General features: G+C 54.6%; 17 protein-coding genes. 6 read left to right on the top strand and 11 right to left on the bottom strand.

Features of this window, described 5'->3' with window-relative positions; all coding sequences use genetic code 11:
* Positions 1–70: 70 nt before the first annotated feature.
* Both INT33_RS12100 and INT33_RS12095 read right to left on the bottom strand, forming a co-directional pair.
* Positions 71–1,966, bottom strand: coding sequence for a mechanosensitive ion channel family protein (locus INT33_RS12100; protein ID WP_226940173.1), 1,896 nt, complete (start codon positions 1,964–1,966; stop codon positions 71–73).
* Between the two features lie 195 nt (positions 1,967–2,161).
* Entirely contained in the window at positions 2,162–3,817 is a 1,656-nt protein-coding gene (locus INT33_RS12095) for an FMN-binding glutamate synthase family protein (RefSeq protein WP_193091993.1), read from the bottom strand.
* Between the two features lie 229 nt (positions 3,818–4,046).
* Here INT33_RS12095 and INT33_RS12090 point away from each other — a divergent pair, with 229 nt between their 5' ends.
* On the top strand, positions 4,047–5,831 hold the full coding sequence (locus tag INT33_RS12090; protein WP_193091992.1) for a S8/S53 family peptidase: 1,785 nt from the start codon (positions 4,047–4,049) through the stop codon (positions 5,829–5,831).
* Between the two features lie 53 nt (positions 5,832–5,884).
* On the opposite strand, the gene INT33_RS12085 is transcribed toward INT33_RS12090, so the two are convergent.
* Entirely contained in the window at positions 5,885–6,622 is a 738-nt protein-coding gene (locus INT33_RS12085; protein ID WP_318782746.1) for a YoaK family protein, read from the bottom strand.
* 286 nt (positions 6,623–6,908) lie between these two features.
* Between INT33_RS12085 and INT33_RS12080 the strand changes: the two genes are divergently transcribed.
* The 4 genes from INT33_RS12080 to INT33_RS12065 all read left to right on the top strand — a co-directional run bounded on the left by INT33_RS12080 (position 6,909) and on the right by INT33_RS12065 (position 11,368).
* Positions 6,909–7,127: a DUF1656 domain-containing protein gene (locus INT33_RS12080; RefSeq protein ID WP_192537557.1), complete on the top strand. Its 219-nt coding sequence runs from the start codon at positions 6,909–6,911 to the stop codon at positions 7,125–7,127.
* Positions 7,128–7,139: 12 nt separating this feature from the next.
* Positions 7,140–8,048 carry an efflux RND transporter periplasmic adaptor subunit gene (locus INT33_RS12075; RefSeq protein ID WP_192537558.1) on the top strand — a complete coding sequence of 303 codons (909 nt, stop codon included), beginning with the start codon at positions 7,140–7,142 and terminating at the stop codon, positions 8,046–8,048.
* Between the two features lie 3 nt (positions 8,049–8,051).
* The gene (locus INT33_RS12070) at positions 8,052–10,133 is read left to right on the top strand and encodes an FUSC family protein (protein WP_192537559.1); all 2,082 of its coding nucleotides are present in this window, start codon (positions 8,052–8,054) and stop codon (positions 10,131–10,133) included.
* 98 nt (positions 10,134–10,231) lie between these two features.
* Positions 10,232–11,368 (top strand): MFS transporter, encoded by a 1,137-nt coding sequence (locus INT33_RS12065; RefSeq protein WP_192537560.1) that lies wholly within the window; start codon positions 10,232–10,234, stop codon positions 11,366–11,368.
* A gap of 35 nt (positions 11,369–11,403) precedes the next feature.
* Here INT33_RS12065 and INT33_RS12060 read toward each other — a convergent pair whose 3' ends face one another.
* A complete protein-coding gene (locus INT33_RS12060) occupies positions 11,404–11,982 on the bottom strand; it encodes an NAD(P)H-dependent oxidoreductase (RefSeq protein WP_192537561.1) in 579 nt (192 codons plus the stop codon).
* A 182-nt stretch (positions 11,983–12,164) separates the two neighbouring features.
* On the opposite strand from INT33_RS12060, the gene INT33_RS12055 reads away from it, so the two are divergent.
* Entirely contained in the window at positions 12,165–13,067 is a 903-nt protein-coding gene (locus tag INT33_RS12055) for a LysR substrate-binding domain-containing protein (RefSeq protein ID WP_192537562.1), read from the top strand.
* A gap of 19 nt (positions 13,068–13,086) precedes the next feature.
* On the opposite strand, the gene INT33_RS12050 is transcribed toward INT33_RS12055, so the two are convergent.
* From INT33_RS12050 to INT33_RS12020, 7 genes are all read right to left on the bottom strand, one after another.
* Positions 13,087–13,983 carry an NAD(P)/FAD-dependent oxidoreductase gene (locus INT33_RS12050; protein ID WP_192537563.1) on the bottom strand — a complete coding sequence of 299 codons (897 nt, stop codon included), beginning with the start codon at positions 13,981–13,983 and terminating at the stop codon, positions 13,087–13,089.
* Positions 13,984–14,109: 126 nt separating this feature from the next.
* Positions 14,110–14,559, bottom strand: a complete 450-nt coding sequence (locus tag INT33_RS12045; protein WP_193091991.1) for an Rrf2 family transcriptional regulator — start codon at positions 14,557–14,559, stop codon at positions 14,110–14,112.
* A 218-nt stretch (positions 14,560–14,777) separates the two neighbouring features.
* Positions 14,778–15,644 carry an alpha/beta hydrolase gene (locus tag INT33_RS12040; RefSeq protein WP_192537565.1) on the bottom strand — a complete coding sequence of 289 codons (867 nt, stop codon included), beginning with the start codon at positions 15,642–15,644 and terminating at the stop codon, positions 14,778–14,780.
* A gap of 40 nt (positions 15,645–15,684) precedes the next feature.
* Entirely contained in the window at positions 15,685–18,081 is a 2,397-nt protein-coding gene (locus INT33_RS12035; RefSeq protein ID WP_225736095.1) for a TonB-dependent siderophore receptor, read from the bottom strand.
* An 84-nt stretch (positions 18,082–18,165) separates the two neighbouring features.
* Positions 18,166–19,140, bottom strand: a complete 975-nt coding sequence (locus INT33_RS12030; protein ID WP_192537566.1) for a FecR domain-containing protein — start codon at positions 19,138–19,140, stop codon at positions 18,166–18,168.
* 5 nt (positions 19,141–19,145) lie between these two features.
* On the bottom strand, positions 19,146–19,661 hold the full coding sequence (locus INT33_RS12025) for a sigma-70 family RNA polymerase sigma factor (protein ID WP_192537567.1): 516 nt from the start codon (positions 19,659–19,661) through the stop codon (positions 19,146–19,148).
* 204 nt (positions 19,662–19,865) lie between these two features.
* Entirely contained in the window at positions 19,866–20,618 is a 753-nt protein-coding gene (locus INT33_RS12020) for an ion transporter (protein ID WP_192537568.1), read from the bottom strand.
* Positions 20,619–20,843: the final 225 nt, after the last annotated feature.

Below are 20,843 nucleotides of genomic sequence, written 5' to 3'. Positions count from 1 at the left end.
GCGTATTCAAACCAGCGGGCGGTAACGTTTAAATACGGCATTTATACCAAGACGTTAGCCGCCCCTGACCTTACGAAGCGGGCTTTTTATTTGAGCTGTCCGTATCGTTAGAACTTTCCGACTCATCTGTATAGCGCGCGCTTTCTGTCTCGCCCGAGCTTTCTGATTCGTCGGAACGTTCTTCGTCTGATGAATCGGATGCTGCATCCGCGCTTTCTTCATGCTCAGACTGGTCCTCGTCTGAATGCTCTTTCTGCTCGGCATCTGCCTTTGACGCAGCCTTCTTGGGCCTTTCACCTTTGGCCACATCGTTATGGCTGATCACCATAACTTCGCGAGGCCACCACTCTGGATGTTGATCGCGAATAAATGTCATCAGCTTTTCTCGAACATTCATTTCCGCGGTCCAGCCGGAAAGCGGGTCAGACGTCATCAAATAGCAGGTAATGGTCTGGGCCGTGGCAGTCTGCCCCGTGACATAGCAGAGCAGCTTATGGTGCTCGACCACACTGTCCTCTTCCTTGGCAACAGCCAGAAACTTTTCTCTGATCACTGAAATATCGGCGCTTAAGTGAAGAATCAGCTCCAGGCCGCGGTATATTTTGGCGCTTTTAACCGAGAGGTTTTCAAAGGGTTTGGAGGTAAAGTAGGTGACCGGCACGATCAGCCGCCGATCATCCCATACCCTCAAACGGATAAACGTATAGAAAATGCCCTCTACATAGCACCACTGCCCTTCGAACATCACCAGGTCGCCGATACGAATCGGTTTAGCAAGCGACAGCTGAAAGGAAGACAGGATATTGCCCAGCACCGTTTGCCCGGCAATACCCACGAGTACCGCCAAGACGCTCGCCGAGGCTAAAATCGATAACCCCAACGTTTCAAAGAGCTGGATCTTGCTTAAAACATAAATCGAAACGCTGATTACCGTAAGCAGAATGATGCCCCGGCGTAAGGCGTATAACGAGGTTAAAAGCTTACGCTCATCCTTGGGTTTGGTGTCGTCAATTTCCCCCACCAGGCGGCGCGTCATGCGCAGCATAATGGTATCTATCAGGCGAAGCGCAATGGTACCGAGGCTCCAGGCCAGTATGGCGATCAATACAATCCGAAAAGTGGTTGTGGCGACAGCGGAAAACGATACGACGTAGTCGAGCAGCGTTTGGGTCACCAACGACATCATGATCAAGGCCATCGGACCTTTAATTCGCGCAGCGAAGATGCTTCGTGCCCCGCTCGGCAGCAAGCGTGCCATCAGCTCAACCAAGTGGTAGCTTCCCCAACCCACGAAGGTAATCACCAACAGAAAAATCGGAATGGCGATCCATTCCCATATCTTGAGCATCCCAAACGAAGCCTTTAAGCGGCTGGGGATATACTCTTCCAGCATTGAAGGACCGTACTCTTCATAAAGATCCGGGATGTAGGTAATGCTGTCTGGCATGATCAACCAGACGGGGTCCTGGTCATCTAACCGGTAGCGCCCCAGGCGAATATCGTAGTCCTGGCCTTCTATTTTCAGCGACGCAAGCTCAATATCTCGGCGCGGCTGGCCCGCCAGGGGGTTTTGACCGGTGGGGTCTTCAACAGCGGCGTCCTGACGACCGGAAAGGTTTGAGGCATTCATCCACTCACCGCGCCGCAATACTTCGGCTAACTGACGGGTCAACAACGCGCCTTGGCTCTGCTGCTCTTCCGCTGACAGGTCATTAAGATTCAGCATGTGTGCCGCTTCGGCAAACTTTTCCTCGTTGGTTAACCTCAAAAAACTGCGTATCGACTCACGCGGGGTTGCGCGCCGAACGTCGTCAGGCGCCTCATCCAACCCTTCATTTAGCGTACTAATCGCGAACCAACGGCTATCCTGGTCTTCTTCTCCCTGAGATTGCGCCGTGCAGAGGCTGGAAAATGCCAATGCTATTACCAGCACTATCCATGTAGGCCACGAGCCGTGTGCTTTCATAATTACTTTATCCATAGAGGTGAGCCGACGTTTGTCCACCAACGATCAGTAGGTAACACTGTTTTATCCGTGTCAGTGGTGAAACGAATTACAGCCTACCTATGTGGATCAAGCAAGCCAAAGCCTGACCGTCTTATCAGCTCAGTCAGGCTTTAGTCTTACCCAGGCGGCGCTAACGTGCCTTACGCCTAAGCTTTACTCCAGCTTGGTAAGCCGCAGCCGGGAAATTCTGGAAGAGGGCAAAAATGAGTCTGACCGCGCTTCTTCCCAGTACTGCTGAAACACCGTGTGCTCGCAACGGCCACTGAGCAGTTCATCAGGCTTTAAAAAGGTAAACATCTGATCGTAAGACTGAATCTCGTTTTCAGACACCCGCCGAATAATGTGCTCAGGCCCCAGCTCACTAGGGTGGCTAAGCCCGGCGGCGCCCAGCATTTCCGCCAACGCTTTTAAGGTATTGCGGTGGAAGTTGTACACGCGGTCTGTTTTGTCAGCGATATCCAGATGGCGGCTGCGGTTGGGATCCTGAGTAGCCACGCCGCTTGGGCACTTATCGGAGTGGCAGTTGAGCGCCTGGATACACCCTAGAGAAAACATGAACCCCCTGCCCGCATTACACCAATCGGCCCCCAGCGCCATGGTGCGGGCAATATTAAAGCCGGAGGTAATCTTGCCTGCCGCGCCAATTCGAATCTCCTCGCGAAGCCCAGCGCCCACCAGCGTGTTGTGCACCAGCGTTACAGCTTCGGTGAGCGGCACCCCCATACGGTTGATAAACTCAAGCGGCGCAGCGCCGGTTCCGCCTTCACCGCCATCCACCACAATAAAATCCGGCCTTTCACCGCTTTCCAGCATGGCTTTAACAATCGCAAACCATTCCCAGGGGTGACCAATCGCCAGCTTGAAACCTACCGGTTTGCCGCCGGAAAGCGTGCGCAGCTGGCCAATAAAGCTCATCAACTCCAGCGGGGTTGAGAACGCTGAATGGGCGGCAGGAGAAATCACATCCTGGCCCATAGGTACTTCTCTTGCCTCAGCAATCTCGGCGGTTACCTTGGCTGCGGGCAATATGCCCCCGTGGCCTGGCTTGGCGCCCTGAGAAAGCTTGATCTCGATCATCTTAACCTGATCATCCGCTGCGTTGGCGGCAAAGCGCTCGGCGTTAAACGTGCCGTCCTCGTGACGACAGCCGAAGTAGCCGGAGCCTATTTCCCAGACCAAATCACCGCCATGCAAGCGGTGGTAGCGAGAGATCGAGCCTTCGCCCGTGTCGTGATAAAAGCCACCCTTGTAAGCGCCGGCATTCAGCGCCTCGATGGCATTACCGGAGAGCGAGCCAAAGCTCATCGCCGAAATATTAAACACGCTGGCAAAGTAGGGCTGGCTACAGCGACTACCGCCCACCTGAACGCGAAAGTCAGCGTCTTCAATGGTATGGGGAAGCAGCGAGTGATTAATCCACTCATGGCCCGGCTGATACATATCCCGAAGCGAACCAAAGGGCTTCTTGTCGCTCTCGTTTTTAGCGCGCTGATAGACCACGGCACGCTGCTCGCGGGAAAAGGGCCGTTCATCCAGATCCGACTGAATAAAGTACTGGCGTATTTCCGGGCCGATCGACTCCAGAAAATACCGAATATGGGCAAGCACAGGATAGTTACGGCTTACCGTGCGCTTGCGTTGGCGCACGTCGTGTAAACCCAGCAAGGCAAGGCTGCCAAACACCACCACGCCCAATAACCATATAAGCGAGAAGGACAGCCCTATGAGTGAAATAGCCAACAGACACCAGCAGGCAACAAAGGCAACGTTACGCAGTGGCAGGCGGGTGAGTCCTCTTGCTTCAATCATGTGCGCTAAAACTCCTTGGGGGGCGGATTAATCATTAGCAAAGTAATGACTAGCATAACGTACGCGGCAACCATAAAGGTAAGTTGAGCATTAAGTGTCGTACGAATGCAGCTGCTGGGAGGACAGCGTATTCATGTTCCATTCAGCGAATACGTTTATGCTACGTGCAGCCAATCGAATACCCATTGGGTTGAATGCCATTGTGTTGAATGCCGTCTGGAGCATGAGTATGACAGTAAAATATTGTGGCGCGGGCCGCCTGGTTGCCGCGCTGACATTGGTGTTAATAGCGACTAGCGCAGCTGCTGAGCAGCCTTCACAGGGTGAGCAACCTTTACGAGTTGAACAACTGCAACGCTGTGGCAATCTGCTGGCGATGGATATTCAAGAATTCTGCCTGCGTGTCAGCGGGCTGGATGACACCGATTTTCAAGTGAAGCTCAACGGCACCCCACTTCACGCAGAAGGCCTTGACCACGATGGAGATCGAGTGCGGGTGCGCATCAATAGCGCCGATGCGCAAAGCGGTCCTCTGTGGTTCGAGCAGCACGAACAGTCCAGCAATCCGGTTTGGGTCAGCCTCAGAGGCAGCCATGTGCTGGCGGCCACGGATCAAGAGACCGCCAAGAACATGGATGACATTACCACCTACGTGGATCTGATCAGTCTGATCATTGAAGAAGACTACGACGGTGCCGAGGAGGCCCAGCGGCTGGCAGAAAAATACGGCGCTGAAGTCGTCGGCATGATCCCGCCGCTCAATACCTATCAATTGCGCTTACCCGTCGACAACCTGGAGGAGCGCGATGCGTTAGTACTCAGGTTAGGCAGCGAGGTCAGCATCGATGCGGTCGTCGTCGAAGAATCCGGCGCAGAAGAAACCGCTGAGAGTGAGGCAAACAACCTACCCAATGCAGATGACCAGCGATGGGCATCCAATCGCTTTCTGGATGCCGTGAACTATTACCAGCGGCGTCTGCCGCAGAACGGGGATATCGAAACGCAGCCCATACGCATTGGCGTCATTGAGAGAGAAGTCGACTTTGATTCGCCGGATTTTGCCGATTACCTGGGCGACTGCCGTAAAGATTCGTCAAGAACCTGTGTTTATGCACGCGATGCCGCCACGCCCGATGGGCACGGCACCACGGTTGCCGGCGTTTTGGCCGCGGCCTGGAATGAAGGCGGCAACAGTGGTTTTCTACGCGGCTTGGACGAGGTAGGCCCTGGCTTTGATGTGATTGTGGATCGCAATTCAGATGCAGGCATTACCGCCAATGTCGCCGCCTCGGTGAACCTTGTGGAAGACGGTGTCCGAGTGCTCAACTGGAGCTGGGGCATCCACCGGGTAGGCGCTACCGATATTAACGGCGACGAGGTTGATTCATTAGTGCGCTCAGGCATTGCCATGAGCGGTTATGAAGAACTGCTTGAAGAGTTCTTCTTATGGCTGCGCCGAGAACATCCGGATGTAGTGGTCGTGAACTCAGCGGGCAACGCATCATCGTTTTCTGGGAGTGATGATTATCGGCTGCCCTCCTCGTTCGTGACCGAGCAGCTGTTCGTAGTGGGTGGGCATGAGCGCAGTGATGAGGACGTCCCGGTGGAAGATCCCCGTTACGTGATCAAACGTGAAGCATCGAATATCGATATGCGCGTGGATATCACTGCGGCGGCCTGTGTGCGCGGATCTTCCCTGATAGAGGGCGAGCAAGGCGAAGCCCACTGTGGAACCTCCTACGCAACCCCATTGGTGGCCGGCCTGTTGGCCGCAATGATGTCGATAGATCCAGAACTCACGCCAGCGCAGTTACGCATTCTGCTCCGCCGCGGCGCCATGACCATCGGTGAAGAGTACGATTTCGAGCCGACTGATGCCGATGACCTGACCGCACCAATTTTACCGTCAGAACGCGCCAATGACCTGAATCATCCGGATATTGGCCTTTCCGCTCGGCTGAATATGTACAAGACGCTGGATCTAACGGTGCAGAGTCTGGAACGAGACCGCTAGGCTATCTAGACCGACGCAGAAAAGCCCACCCCACGGGGTGGGCGATCGCCGCATCATACTCTTTTAGGAACCATCAACTTGCTTGCCGTACGCACCGTGATAACGATGGCGCTTGCGGCAACGACGATCAAAAACGCTCCTAACGTCAGCATCGCCGTGAAGCCGAATAAATCGAACAGTATGAGTCCGGCGACACATCCGCTCAGGAATGAAAAAATCGTTATTAAATGGGTATGTAACTGCTTTTGAAAAAAGCGCCGATCAAGCGATCCATCACGTGACACGAAGGATGACAAGAACGAGCCTAGCGCGATGCCCGCATCGGTCAGTGTGCCGGTCACATGCGTCGATCTCACCCGACCATTGGACAGTTGCGTTGAGGTCGAGTTATGCACCCCCATCAAAAAGCCCAGCATTATCAGCACTTGCGAGTTGAAGTGCGTCGAATACACCAGAATTTCAAAAAGTGATACGGCGACCAGAGCCGCGCCTTCAACTAGAAGTATCAGACAGAAGATGGTTCTTATTTTCTGACCTGCGATCACCGCAATACGGGCAAGCATCCCTCCCATTACGAAGGCAATGAGCAGAGTTGCCAGAAACAGAAACCCATGCGTATCGGAGCTTGCCACTTCGCTTGGCATTTGCGAGACGTTGCCACTCATATGCGAGGGGAGAAAACCAAAGGCGCCCAATGCCATGGCATTGAGAATACCCGCAGCCGTCGCCAGCACCATTGCCAGATAACGATCTTCGGTATGAGATCGAGCTTTCTTCTTTTTGATTAGCACAATTGCGTCTCCAACTACCGGGCTGACAGTGAGTAGTTACGACACTAATACTAAAGAATAATTCTCATTTGTCTAATTAAGTAAGTACTTCCCTATTAGCACCTGGCGCCAAACCTTAAATAGCCAGCAAACACTGCAGACGAAGACTCTCTTGTCACTCCTCCCCTGCAAAGCAAGATTCGTTTAAGCTCTCTATGCTATAAAAAGAGTGAAACATCTGGCATCTATCAGATAACTCACTAAGCTCTTGTCTCTTTACATGACTTCAGGCCACGTTAAGGATGTTATGGGTCTTCAAGAAATCGCTTTTGGCGGCATTTATCTCAGCCCTCTGCTGATTTACGCATTGATTGGGTTTGTCGCCACTCTGGTGACCCGCTCCTTGCTTCATTGGATAGTCGGGCAGTACGCGCTGTGGTACGAGGCATGGTTCGACATCTCTCTTTTTGTCATCTTTACCGCAGCCACCACCTTCATCTTTACCATTTTGCTTGAAAGCCCTTAAGAGAGACCCTTAATGCGCCCTTCGCTTCGTATTCTGCTGACCCTTATTATTGTCGCGATTGCCGTTGCCGCCGGTGCCTGGCTATGGCGCTATTACCTTTATACGCCCTGGACGCGCGACGCCCGCGTGCATGCAGAAGTCATCACCATTGCCCCGGATGTCTCCGGCTGGGTACGCACCCTTAACGTGGCCGACACCGATTACGTTGCCCAGGGTGATACGCTGTTTGAGATCGACGATGCACGCTATCAAGCGGCAGTGAATAAAGCCCAGGCAACGGTAGAACATCGTCAGGCAACGCTTGAGCTCAACCGGGCCGAAGAGGGCCGCCGCAATCAGCTGCGCAATAGCCGCGCGATTAGCGCTGAGGATCAGCAGGTTGCCCAGGTAAATTCGCGCATTGCCGCCGCTGACCTGCAGCAGGCTGAGGCTGATCTGGCAAGCGCCCAGCTTGACCTGGAGAGAACCCAGATTAACGCGCCGGTAAGCGGTCATGTGCTGAATGTGCAGCTTTCGGCCGGTAACTACGTCAACCGCGGAAGCTCAGTACTGGCGCTGATCGCCGCCAATTCTTACTACGTGGTGGGTTATTTTGAAGAAACCAAAATGGCCACAATTCACGTGGGCGACCCGGTCGATGTCGTCTTAATGAACGGCGATACGCACCTTAACGGCCACGTGGTAGGGATTGGCCGGGGCATTGCCGACAGCAATACCAACCTGAACCAGCAACTGCTGCCTCAGGTTGCGCCTACGTTCAACTGGGTACGCCTGGCGCAGCGCATCCCGGTACGTATTGCCCTGGATGAAATCCCCGATGAAACGTTGCTGAGTGTCGGCATGACGGCCACCGTTCATGTCCGTCCTGTCGAGCGTCCTGCCGAGCGCGCTACCGAAACCCAAAACGCACGGCCTGAGTAACCCATGTCGCCGTTCGTTCAAACGTATTTAATGCCCAACGCCACGGCGGTCAAATTTGCCATCAAGACCACCCTGGCGATGATGCTCGCGCTCTATGTGGCGCTCTGGTTTGACTTGGAACGCCCCTACTGGGCGCTGATGTCGGCGGCGTTTCTTCAGATTCGTCCGATGAGCGGCATGGTGATCGAAAAAGGCATCTGCCAGCTTGGCGGCACTTTTATCGGCGCCGTGGCGGGCATCATTATCATGGCCCTGTTCGCTCAAGCGCGTATACCCGCGCTGATTACCCTGACCGGCTGGATCATGCTGTGTACCTATGTCGGCTCGCTATGGCGTAACAACTACACCTACGGTTGCCTGATGGCCGCGGTGACCGCCATGCTGATCGTGGTTATTTCCAGCGGTAGCACGCCTGCGGGGATTTTCGATATCGCGGTGGCGCGCCTTTCTGAACTGGGGCTGGGCGCGGTCTGCGCGATGCTGGTCAGTTCGCTGCTATGGCCATCCCACGTGGGAACGCACCTGGCGACCCAAGCAGACAGCGTCATCAATGAAGCTTTTGAGCATGCCGCCCTGCGCCTGGAAGCCAGCGACGACATTCCTGCGATGCAGAAGGCCCTGCGCGGCAGTTTAGGGCCATTAACCTTACTTGAATCCGATAGCCAGGCGGCCCGCTTTGAAGGCCCGGTCGGCCCTGGCCGAGTGCGCGCGACCCATGTCCTCACACGGCGCACGCTGCGCTTTTTCGCCAATTTGCAGGCGCTCCATCAGCTCATGCACGATCATGCCGACCGGCTTGATCCACAAAGCCTGAAGCTTGCCTGTCAGGTGGCTCAGGGGTTTCGGGAGGCCGAGCACGTTAAAGGCGTTGCTGACGCCAGAAAAACGCTTCAGGCGCTACGCCATCTGGTGCATGAAAATAACGACGAAACCACCTTGGCACCGCTGGATCGTCGCCTGCGCCTGGGGCTACGCGAGTCCATTGGCCACGCCATGGTGATGCTTGACGCCCGCGAAGCGATAGCCTCCCCGGGGCGCTATCAATTGCGCTCATCGCCGCTGGCCTGGCACCGCGACCACCTCGCCGCAAGTATCAACGCGATACGCTCAGGGATTGTGTTCTCGCTGCTCGCGGTCTTCTGGATTGTTACCGCCTGGCAAAGTGCCATGATCGCCATGATGCTGGGCACCCTGTTTTCGGCCTTCTTTGCCAGTCGTGACAACCCGATAGCGATTACCATGATGTTCTACAAAGGCATGCTGGCGGCCATTCCCAGCGCCTTTCTGTTCGGCCATGTGCTGCTCTCTCAGGCCAATAGCTTTCCATTGCTGGCACTCATTTTCGGGACACCGCTATTTTTAGGCCTATTAGGCGCGACTAACCTGGCCACGATGGGCTACTGCCTGGCCTTTACCATCTTCAACATCCTGCTGACGATGCCCGGCAACGGCATGGACTTCTCGTTTGACAGCTTCGCCAACCGGGTAGTCGCGGTGGTAATCGGCCTGAGCTGCGTGGTAATGGGCTTTCGCCTACTGCCAGGGCTGGGGACTCGGCTTAGGCGGCGGCGTTTGATCAAGGCAATATCCAATGATATTCACGAGCTAAGACGCCGTTCAATTCGCGATGCTGAAACCCGCTTTAGCGGCCATATGGCCGACCGCCTTCTGCATCTGGCCCAGCACGACGATATGCTGCCCGAAGAACAGCGCCACCTGTTTATTCTTGGCCTGACCGGGCTTGATTTAGGCACCGCCACACTGCGGCTGCGCGACCGGCTTGACGATGCGCCGCATCCACTCATTCGTGAAGCGCATCAAAATGTGCTGCGTGCCTTAGCGGTGGGTTTTGAAGACAGCGCTACTGGCCACCTGCCAAAAGGCATTCGTGAAGCGGGAAAACAGCTGGAAGACGCCATTACCACCCACGGCGATATCTCCGCCGACCGCCGCGTCCTGCTGGAAGGTCTGATTGAGCGCCTGGAACTCTCGCTTGAGCGCCTGGCGCGCATTATGGCAGAACGTCCGCAGCGTAAGCCTAAACCGCAGGCCAAGCACTTTGCTCAAGAAGCACAAGACCCCTAGCTACTTGGTGAAAACCGGCTCTTTTAGAGCGGTGGAGGCCCCTGGGGCTATATCGGAAGACGTGAAGGAATTTAGCCGCTTGGCAATGGAGGTGCTACATGTCTCGTCCACGCAGAGTCTGGCTTGCGGTCGCCGCCATGTTCTTTCTCAACGGCGGGCTGTTCGGCACCTGGGCTTCGCGCATTCCTACGGTGGCGTTGCACCACGACCTGGATGGCGGACGGCTCGGCCTGCTGCTACTCGTGCTGGCTTTTGGCGCTCTGATCTCGTTTCCGTTGGCGGGCAGAGCTTCGGATACCTTCGGCGCCGCGCGTGCGACCCTCGCGATTGCTCTCGCCTACACCCTTGCTCTAGTGATGATCGCTTGCGCTTTCAACCTCTGGTTGACGGCGGCGGCGCTGTTTCTCTTCGGTGCCGGCCATGGTGCCATGGATGTCACCATGAACAGCTGGGCTGGCGAGGCGGAGCGCTTCATCGAAAAGCCGGTCATGTCATCATTTCATGCCATGTGGAGTTTGGGCGCAGGCGTCGGTGCCGCGGCGGGCTATCTGGCGGTCAGCCTGGAACTATCGCTGCTTACCCACTTTTCGCTTATCGGCATCGCGATGTACGTGAGCATGATCTGGCTTGCGAGTATCGGCTGGAAATCTGAAACAAGGCCCCGTCCGGCGGGGGCGAAACGCTTTCCGCTGCCCCATGGTGTCCTGCTTTGGGTCGGGATCATCGCCCTGTGCGCCTCACTTGGTGAAGGCGCCATCGCCGATTGGAGCGCACTGTTTCTGGTCACCGTCACGTCGGCGACCACGGCCCAAGGAGCAATAGGGTACGCCGTATTTTCGCTGGCCATGGTCATCATGCGCTTGATCGGCGGCGGCGTGATTTCCCGGCTAGGCCCGGCAAACGCGGCACGCTTTGCCGGGTGTTCGGCCACCATCGGCGTGCTTCTCGCCGTCATTCCCGCCAACTTCATGGCCGCGCTGCTTGGCTTCTTCTTCCTGGGTATCGGCTACGCGCTTATCATGCCGCTGGCATTTTCCCGCGCGGCCAACGATCCCGATACGCCACCGGGCGTCGCCATCGCCAGCGTAGCGTCCCTGGGCTATGGCGGCATGCTGCTCGGGCCGCCGTTGATCGGCTTTACCGCTCACTTCATCTCGCTGCACTATGCCTTCGGAATACTTGGCCTGCTGGCAGTGTGCATCGTGTTCATTGCCTCATCACTTGAGCGCTTCTAGCGCCTGTTCAGCCAACGCTGGTTTTCAGCTATCGTTTAGCCGAACAGGCGCGCTAGGTGCTGGGTGTAAGCGGCCATATCGCGCTCGACGTCCGGTGCCTTGATCACATCGTTGGCGATAAAGATGGGCAGCGCTTCCAGGCCAATAAATTCCTGAGACTTGTGGAACGGGAAGTAAACGCCATCAACACCGCGACCCTCAAAGAAGTTATCCGCTTCATCGAAGGCGGCCAGCGGTGCATTCCAGGTAAGTGAAAGCATATAACGACGCCCTTGCAACAAGCCGCCGCTACCGTATTGCTTGGTGGGGTCCTGGCGCGAGCGGCCGTCGCTTGCGTAAAGTGAACCGTGCCCGGCGGTAAAGACTTCATCAATGTAGCGCTTAACGGTCCAGGGCGCGCCCATCCACCAGCCGGGCATCTGATAGACGATGGTGTCCGCCCAGAGGAACTTTTCCACCTCGGCCTCCACTTCGTAGCCCTGCTCAATCACCGTTTCACGAACTTCATGGCCCTGCTCGGCTAACGTACTCCAAGCCACATCATGCAGGGTATTGTTGAGCTCACCGCCAGAATGGGCGAACGGCTTGCCGCCATTGATTAACAGAATCTTCATCGTTAAAAACCTCTTACCCAATAGATAACCTTGCCTGTCGATAGGTGATAACCCTACCGGTATGGCTTGAATGTTGGCTATTATGAGATGCTCACAGGCATGGAAAAACCCGCCCCTTGGCAAGAGACTTTTGATATAAAGTCAACAAACGTGTTTTAACCCAATAGGCGCGAGCCGCAGTTATGAAAACCACCCTTGAAGAGCAGCAGGCATTTATTACCGTAGTGGATAGCGGTTCGATCACCGGCGCCGCCGAACGGTTGAGTATTACGGTGTCGGGCGTCAGCCGAGCGCTTAATCGCCTGGAACGCAAGCTGGGCGCCACCCTACTGCGTCGAACCACGCGGCGCCTGGAGCTGACCGAAGAGGGCGAAACGTTTTTAGATCACTGCCGCCGCATCTTGACCGCGGTAGAGGCGGCGGAAGAGTCGGTTCAGGATCACCACGGCCAGCCTCAAGGGCGGCTGCGGGTAAATGCCGCGCCCAGTTTCATGCAGTTCGTCATTGTGCCAGTGCTTGGTGAGTTTCGCGCCCGCTACCCAGGCATAACGCTACAGCTGGACACCCACGACCGTTTTGTAGACCTGCTGGAACAGCGTGTGGATTTAGCCATTCGTATTGGAGAGCTTGACGACTCATCGCTGCATGCACGGCGCCTGGGCCATAGCCCGCTTCGTATTCTGGCAAGCCCCGCTTACCTTAAGCGCGCGGGCACTCCACAAAGCATTGAAGACCTTGAGCGCCACAGCCTGCTCGGCTTCAGCCAGCTTGACCACCTTAATCGCTGGCCGCTGCGCCGTGCCGATGGTGAATACTTACGCATTACGCCCGCCCTCTCCGCCTCCAGCGGCAGCACGCTGATTGAGCTCGCGCTTAAAGGCGAAGGGATCGTCTGTCTAGCCGACTTCATGACCATCACGCCCCGCAAGGCAGGTGCATTGGTCGATGTACTGCCCAATCATACCGAACGTCAAATGCAGGCCGTCAATGCCGTCTACTACCGTCAGGCCACGCTATCCCAGCGCGCCCGGCTGTTTATGGATTTTCTGGCCGAACGCCTGCCGGGGGAGTATTTGCAGGGTTAAAAGTCTGGGCTAACGATGATTAAAGCCCAAACATCAGCGTTCGATGCGTCGAAAGTCCTGCCATGACACCGTCAGCCACGGCAAAAGTAACGGATCCTCCCGCACGGGCTACATCACCGCAGGCAAAAATGCCTGGAATGGAGGTAGCCTGCATCGCATCGGTTTTGACGATGCACCCCATTGGCGTTTCTTCAAGCTCACACGCCAGTTGAGCCACTAAGGGCCCAAGGTGCAGCGTCGGGGCAACGAAAAGCCCTGCTAGCGAAAACTTACGCCCATCGCTCATCATTAATTCAATGCCCGCACCGGATTGTTCAGCCAATTGAGCAACGGCGCCACGCTCAATATGTGCACCGCGTGCCTCCAACTGAGTCAACTGTTCGCTACTCGGCTCGAAGGCATCGTTCAAAAACAGCGTGGTTGCTCCCCAGTCCGGCAGCATCAAGCCATGGTGCATCGCAAGCTCAGAGGTCGCCAGCACGCCAATCCCTACCTTGCCCAACTCGTAGCCGTGGCAGTAAGGGCAGTGAAAAACGTGTTTGCCCCACAAGCCGGCGAGCCCTGGTAAGCTCGGAAGCTCATCGGTCACGCCAGCGGCCAGAATAATGCGCCGTGCCTGATAGGTGCTGCCATTATTGAGCACTACCAAGAAGTTATCCGCCTGCCCGGTTACCGCCTCCACACGCCCTGCCTGCCACTCAACTGTTGGGTACTCCATTAGCTGACTGCGAGCGTCTGCCGCTATTTCGCCCGGCGGCACACCATCTTGAGCTAAAAAGCCATGCGAATGGGCGGCAAAACGATTACGTGGCTCCCCCGCATCAATCACCACTACGTTTCGCCTTGCCCGCGCCAACTGCAGACCCGCTGCCATGCCCGCATAGCTTCCGCCAATAATCACTGCATCAACACTCATCATCTGTCTCCCGTTGTGCCCGCCAGAGTAAAACCATTTCATGTATCTTTTATTGATACGTTAAAGACCTTACAAGAGCAAGTCCCGTATTCTCAGGAGTAAAGGAGTCAGCGAAATAATGCGCTATCAGAGCGTCGGTAGCTGATAACCCTTGCGCGTGGCGATATTGTCAAACTGTTCGGCAAGCTCCGCGAGAGTAACGGCGCCCAAGCGATTGATAAGCAAAGCCTCGGCCTCATGCATGGCGTCAAAAATCGCCGCGTTGACTACCTGTTCTACCGCGCAATCAGGGTTGGTATGATCCGTGCCAATAGCGAAAATGCGCGGCCCACCCACGGCGTTGTGGATGTCCAGCAGGGTTACGTTGTGCAAATCGCAGGCGATACGCCAACCGCCGTTATGTCCCTTTTCGGATTTCACATAACCCGCCTTGCGCAGCCCCGCCATTGTACGGCGTACTACGGCCCCATTGGTGCCCAGCATGGCGCCGATCTGTTCAGAGGTAATCGGCCGGGATTCGCGGGCAATGTGCAAAAGCACATGCAGCATACAAGAAAGGCGGCTATCGGTTCTCACGGGAAAACATCATCCATGTAGAAACAAGGGAAATGAAGGATAGCCGAACTTTAGCATATTCATTACCGGGCGCTGGCATCCACGTCACGCTTTTCCAACGTGCCCGGCTGTGCATGGAGTTTTTGATAGAGCCGTTGTCGATGATGTATATAAACGCTTAAACCAACACCTCCATGACGAATATTTTACCGTTTTGACGGTTAAGCAGAGCAAGAGTATCAGCCGTGCCGAGAGCCTAGTATCTGCTTCAAAACGCGCGATTCCAGTACAAAAGGAACGGACATATGATCCTCACCCTCGACTGTATAAAAACTGCTGCGTAGGCCGTATGCCGACAGTGGTTCAATTCGCTGATAGAGCTGACTGGCATCCTGCTGGTTCTGAAGAGAGTCGTGGTCAGCCACGATCAATGACAAACTGTGGTGGATAACATTAGCCTCGCCTGCTTCAACCTGCTGCCTGAAATCGCGTTCATGTTTCAGCAGATAGCTATCATCCCACCAAAGGCTCGGGCTGGCGGCAACCAAGTGATTAAACAGATCTGGTCGGGTAAACAGAGCATAAATCGCAAACATGCCGCCAAACGAGTGGCCATAAAGGCTCTGGTGATGAGTATCCACCGGGAAGCGTTCAGCGACGGCGGGCATCAACCTATCCTCGATAAAATCCAACAGCTCATCCTGCCCGCCCTGAGGAGGTGTGTTATTTTCCTCTGGTACCGGCGGTGATAAGTCGTAGGAGCGCCGCAAGAAATTATGGGGCGCCTCGCCAGGATAGGCGATGCCGACAATAATGGCCTGGCGAAACTGCTCTTGCGCCCGCTTGGCCTCATGCAGGGAAGCGAAATACGCGTTGGCATCCAGCACATAGATCACTGGGTAACCACCGCTGTAGGGCACCTCGCCTTCGGGCTTGCTGATCAGAATCCGATAGGCAGCGCCCTCCTCATTTTGCATCGACCATTCCAGCGTCTGGTCAAGGGTTACTGGCCGTTCAGGCACCGGCTCCTGGCTCGGCGCCGCCACCGCTGATACGGGCCCAAGCAGCAGCCCATTAAATATTAAAGTACTGATAAATAACTTCATGGCAGGTTGCCTCCTAACCACTGTAGCCCTATTACTGGATTCACCACTGGTACGAGATGCTGCCAATCAGGCTGCGGCCGGCTCCGCGATAGCAATAGATGCCCTCGCAGGAAATATGCTCTTCATCCGTTACGTTAGACGCATTGAGGCTGGCGCGAACGCCCTGAAATGAGCCGCCGAAGTCATAGTGGGCCGCCAGATCAACGAGGCTGTACGCGCTGTTTTTATAGCTATTGGCATTATCGATGTATTCAGTACCGATATAGCGCACCCCGCCCGACAGATGCAGTCGATCAAGCTCGGGAACCCGATAATCCACCCACAGAGATGCTAAATGACGGGGTGTATTCGCTAGATCACTGCCCTCGTTGCCATCGTTATCTTGCGTTATTTCAGCTTGGTTATAGTTGTAGCTTGCCGTCATACGCAGGTCGTCGGTGACATTTCCAACAGCCTCAAGCTCAAATCCACGGGTACGCACTTCTCCGGTCTGCTCCTGAAATAGCGGATTGTCCAGATTAGTAGTTTTACGATTGGTTTCATGGATTTGGTAGATTGCTGCTGTTAGCAGCGTATCACTGCCCATTGGCTGATATTTCAGCCCCAGCTCGAACTGCTCACCGTCGGTGGGATCGAAGTCATTGCCTTCTGCGTCGGTACCGGCCTCAGGCAAAAACGACTGCGCATAGTTAAAGTACGGCGATAGCCCAAAGTCAAACGCGTAAAGCGCACCAAAACGCCAGGTGTTCTTCTCATCCCGGCGTTCGCTGGTAATTTCGGTAAGATGGTTGTGGGTTTCATCGTGCGCCCAATCGTGGCGAACGCCTGCAGTCAGACGCCAGTTATCGAGCTTAATCTGATCCTGTAAATAAAGACCTTTGCGGTGGTTTTTACCACTGTCATCCGTCCAGACGGTACTCGGCTGGGCCACTGGTTGGCTGTAGTCTGGGTTGTTGATATCGATGGAGGGCGCGCTGCCTCCAGCATAAGTAACATCGTTCTCAAGGAAGGAGTAATCAGCACCTAACATCACCTTGTGCTCCACCTCGCCTTGATTAAATGTTGCCTCAAGCCGGGTATCAGTACTCAGAGACTCCATCTCTTCGTAAAGACCCACACTGCTACGACTCAAGGTTGAGCCGGATAAGGCGCCCGCTGAAAGATACTGGTTGGTAGTATCTACTTGGCCGTATCGCAGGTTTTGCTGCAGCTGCAGATGGTTATTAAAACGGTGGTTCAACTCATAGCCCAAAGCCCACTGCGTTTGATCCAGCTTATCGAAGTTCTCATCACTGGACCAAAAATGGGTCAGGTTTTCACCGTCCTGATAAGGGCGCGGAGAAGCGGAGGTTAGACGCTCCTGATACTGAGTGATAAAAGTGATGTCGGTGCGATCACTAATCTGCCAAGAGAGAGACGGCGCCAGCAAAGCAACATCATTACCTACCTGCTCAATATCCGTTTGCGCATCGCGCATCACGCCCACCAAACGGTATTGAACATCGCGCCCCATATCGCCACCAACATCGAATTGGCCTTGCAGATGATCATGGCTACCTACCTGAAGCTGCACTTCCCGCGTTGCGTCTGCCTGAGGACGCTTACTGACGCGATTAACCAACCCACCCGGTGAAAGCTGGCCATAGCGCATTGAGTCCGGACCTTTGACGACTTCGATGCGCTCCAGGTTATAAGGCACGGTGGAATAGTAAGACAACCAACCGCTATTTGGCTGGCGCAATCCATCAAGGAAATCGCCATGGTAAACCGTCGGGTAGCCCCGTATTGAGATCAAGTCAAAGCGTGGATCCATACCCGCCGCTTCAGTTCGAACCCCAGCAGTATAAGCGACCGCCTGCTCTACCGTCTGTGGTTGACGGTCACGCAGCTGTTCATCCGTTATAACACTGACACTTTGCGCAAGCTCTATAAGCGGCGTATCAGTTTTGGTGCCCGCCGAGGTGCTATAAGCCAAATAACCGCCGTTACTGATTTTGCTTCCCAATACCTCAACGGTATCCAAAACCATGGCTTCTGCTTTATCAGCTTTCTCCATTACGTAATCGGCAGGGCCCTGCTTGACCACCTGCAAACCACTACCCTGAAGTAACTGTGTAAAACCTTCTTCCACGCTATAACGTCCATGCAAGCCATCGCTTTGCAGGCGTTCTGTGAGGCTCGAGGGAAAGGATAGAACGATACCTGCATGACTGGCAAACTGGCTTAATACGCTGCCTAGTGGCCCCGGCTCGATACTGTATGTACGGCCTGCCGCCTGCTGTGTTTGGCCCTCCACTGTTTGTTGCGCCTGCGCTAACGGCGCGGATAGTGGGGCCATCAGCAAGCAGCCCAATATAATACCCAGCACGCGCGAGGGTTTGTTGTAATGCTGGCGAAGAAGCATGGGCGTTTGGCAGAGCTTAAAATGCATTGTCATCGTTATCTCGTTAATTTCAGAGTCAATAAATCTCTCTATGGGTCGAACGAGATCGAAAAAGGGACAAAAAATAATAGAGTTTTTTTAACTAACCTCTTTTATGGTTACCCAGTAGTGGGTCAGACGGTCGATTTTAACCGGCAACGCATTGGCAATAGCCTGTAGTGCCCGGCCAGTATCATCAATAGGAAAAGAGCCGGACACCCGCAGCCCGGCAATCGAGGGGTCACAACGCAGCACGCCTTTGCGATAACGGCTCAATTCGGCCACTAAACTACTTAGCGGCCAATCCACTACCACTAGCAAATCGCGTGTCCAGCTATCTGCTTGCGGGGCGGCGTTGGCAACCTTCACATTACGTGTACTCATCCACGCCTGCTCACCGGCAACAATACGCTGGGTCTTATCACCAGCCGACAAGGGGATCAACTCGACCTCATCTTCCAGCACAGTGACCTGGGTAGACATATCTTGCTTGCGCACCGTAAAAACGGTTCCCAACGGTATAACCAGGCCCTGTTCAGTGCGTATCTGCAACGCTTTATTAGCAGCAACTTTTTTGGCGCGTTCACTTGTGCGTATAAAGATTTCGCCTTCGTAGAGCCGGATCACTCGTGCCGTCGAGGTTTCCACAACGTCCAGTGCAGTGGCAGTATTGAGTATCAATTGCGTACCATCCGCCAAACTATATTTGCGACGTTCGCCTCGTGCGGTACGATGACTGGCCATCCAGCTTTGCGTAGGGGCTTGTCGCCATGCCAACGAACCAATCGCGCCTCCGGCAGCCAACAAAGCAAAACTGCGCAATACTGCCCGGCGGCTATGTCCCTGATACTGTTTAAGCTGCAACGTATTGAGTGACGCGGTGCCGGGCACTGACTGTAGCTGTCGGCGTAATTTTTCCACCTGTTGCCAAGCATAAGTATGAGCCGGATCGGCCTTCAACCAGGCGTCATGTGCCTGCTTTTCTTGCTCGGTAACATCCTCGGAGCGCAGCAGCGCATCCCACCGGGCGGCAGATCTGAGGGTGTCTTTACGGGCTGCCTGATTATCAATCATCGCGGTTATTCACACATAAGCAGCAAACAATGCTCAGTGGCTTTGGCCATATACTTTTTTACTGAGCTTACGGATACTTCCAAACGCTCGGCGATCTCGGCATAGCGCAGCCCTTCCAAATGGCAGAGTAGAAATGTCTGGCTGACCTTATGGCCCAGCCCCTCCAGCATCGCATCGATCTGAAACAGCGTTTCCAGAATAAGCGCCTGCTCTTCCGGAGAAATGACTACAGGCTCGGATTGATGTTTCAGCGCTTCCAGCCAGGCCTTTTCCAACGCATCCCGGCGCACAAAATCTATCCATACCCGACGGGCAATAGTGGTCAAAAAACTGCGCGGTTCATAAATTTTACTAATTTGGGCAGTATTGCCTGGGGAGGTAAGAATGCGCAGGAAGGTATCTTGAGCCAGATCAGCCGCCTGCCAACTACAGCCCGTTTTGCGCTGCAGCCAGCATTGCAACCAGCCATAATGTGTATTGTACATTTCGGCCAGCGGCGTATTTTTAGCTGAACCAGGCATTGCCCTCTCCAAAACAGTCAGCAAACCGAAGTAATTCTAATAATAGTAACTATTTAATGCAAATAATTACCATTTGTTTTAACTGTGTTTTTGGAGGGGTCTTTTTGAGTTCATGGAATGCGCTAAGCCATCGTAAGCGATAAGCCTCTTGATACCGTTGATTACTGTGGCGTGGCAAACGCGAGTTAACGCTCTGACTGGCCTCTACGAGTGATGCTTATTTTGCAGCGCATCGCTAAACGCGGCGGCCAGGATGCCCGTGGGCATGGCGATAATGCCGATGCCTGCCACAGCGGTTAAGCCTGCAAAAAACTTACCCAGTGCGGTGATGGGCGTGACATCGCCATAGCCCACTGTGGTCAGGGTGGCGATGCTCCACCATAGGGCGCGCGGTACGCTGCCAAAAGCTTCCGGCTGGGCGGCGGCTTCTACCACATACAGGCAGCAGGATGAAAACAGCAGTAAAAGCCCTGCCACTCCGGCACTTAGCAACAGTTCATGGGTGCGAGATTTAAGGGCGTCTGCCAGGGCAGACCATGCCTGGCTAAACCGTCCCAAACGTGCCAGACGCAATATGCGCGCTAAACGCAGAAGCCGCAGTAAGAAGGCATTGTTATGGGTCATAAAACCCAGGAAGAAAGGCAGAATGGCGATTAAATCCACCAGCGCCCAGAACGAGAAGATATAGCGAATACGCCCTGTAACACCGCGATAACGCGGATCTTCACCGATCGTATATAGCCGCAGCAGATACTCAATCGTAAATACACCGATAAACACGGCCTCCAGCGCTGTAAATAGCCCTGGCGCCATCGCTCTGAGCGTCGGCTCGGTTTCCAGTATGGCGGTAAGGGATGCAAGCAGTATGAGCAGACAAATAAGCTGGTTGAGTCTCGACAACCCCTTTTCATGCCAGGCTTCTGGTGCTAACTGGTGATAGAGCTTGGCTTTATTCATGCCCTCGCTCCAGCGGGCACCGGTTGACGCACATCAATCGACGTACTGCCACAGTGGCATAAATATTCAGGTGCTTATTCCCTTGGTCGTCTCAGGCTTTGAACCTTTAATGGTTAGAACCACTTTTTATTAACTAAATCCAAGTAAACCCGAAGGCGTAATCGATTGTAAAGAAAAAGGCATGGTGTCTTTTAAATCTTGATTAGTCAGGTATGGGTGTCCTTA

Source organism: Halomonas colorata (genome assembly GCF_014897985.1).
GTDB lineage: Bacteria > Pseudomonadota > Gammaproteobacteria > Pseudomonadales > Halomonadaceae > Vreelandella > Vreelandella colorata.
Note: the sequence above shows the minus strand (reverse complement) of the source record. Positions and strands in the feature narration are given on the sequence as shown.

Excerpts from the sequence above, each read along its gene's own strand:
- INT33_RS12095 (WP_193091993.1), bottom strand. The coding sequence starts at position 3,817 with ATGATTGAAGCAAGAGGACTCACCCGCCTGCCACTGCGTAACGTTGCC.
- INT33_RS12020 (WP_192537568.1), bottom strand. The coding sequence starts at position 20,618 with ATGAATAAAGCCAAGCTCTATCACCAGTTAGCACCAGAAGCCTGGCAT.
- INT33_RS12030 (WP_192537566.1), bottom strand. The coding sequence starts at position 19,140 with ATGATTGATAATCAGGCAGCCCGTAAAGACACCCTCAGATCTGCCGCC.
- INT33_RS12070 (WP_192537559.1), top strand. The coding sequence starts at position 8,052 with ATGTCGCCGTTCGTTCAAACGTATTTAATGCCCAACGCCACGGCGGTC.
- INT33_RS12040 (WP_192537565.1), bottom strand. The coding sequence starts at position 15,644 with ATGAAGTTATTTATCAGTACTTTAATATTTAATGGGCTGCTGCTTGGG.
- INT33_RS12060 (WP_192537561.1), bottom strand. The coding sequence starts at position 11,982 with ATGAAGATTCTGTTAATCAATGGCGGCAAGCCGTTCGCCCATTCTGGC.
- INT33_RS12080 (WP_192537557.1), top strand. The coding sequence starts at position 6,909 with ATGGGTCTTCAAGAAATCGCTTTTGGCGGCATTTATCTCAGCCCTCTG.
- INT33_RS12090 (WP_193091992.1), top strand. The coding sequence starts at position 4,047 with ATGACAGTAAAATATTGTGGCGCGGGCCGCCTGGTTGCCGCGCTGACA.
- INT33_RS12075 (WP_192537558.1), top strand. The coding sequence starts at position 7,140 with ATGCGCCCTTCGCTTCGTATTCTGCTGACCCTTATTATTGTCGCGATT.
- INT33_RS12100 (WP_226940173.1), bottom strand. The coding sequence starts at position 1,966 with ATGAAAGCACACGGCTCGTGGCCTACATGGATAGTGCTGGTAATAGCA.
- INT33_RS12025 (WP_192537567.1), bottom strand. The coding sequence starts at position 19,661 with ATGCCTGGTTCAGCTAAAAATACGCCGCTGGCCGAAATGTACAATACA.
- INT33_RS12065 (WP_192537560.1), top strand. The coding sequence starts at position 10,232 with ATGTCTCGTCCACGCAGAGTCTGGCTTGCGGTCGCCGCCATGTTCTTT.
- INT33_RS12035 (WP_225736095.1), bottom strand. The coding sequence starts at position 18,081 with ATGACAATGCATTTTAAGCTCTGCCAAACGCCCATGCTTCTTCGCCAG.
- INT33_RS12050 (WP_192537563.1), bottom strand. The coding sequence starts at position 13,983 with ATGAGTGTTGATGCAGTGATTATTGGCGGAAGCTATGCGGGCATGGCA.
- INT33_RS12055 (WP_192537562.1), top strand. The coding sequence starts at position 12,165 with ATGAAAACCACCCTTGAAGAGCAGCAGGCATTTATTACCGTAGTGGAT.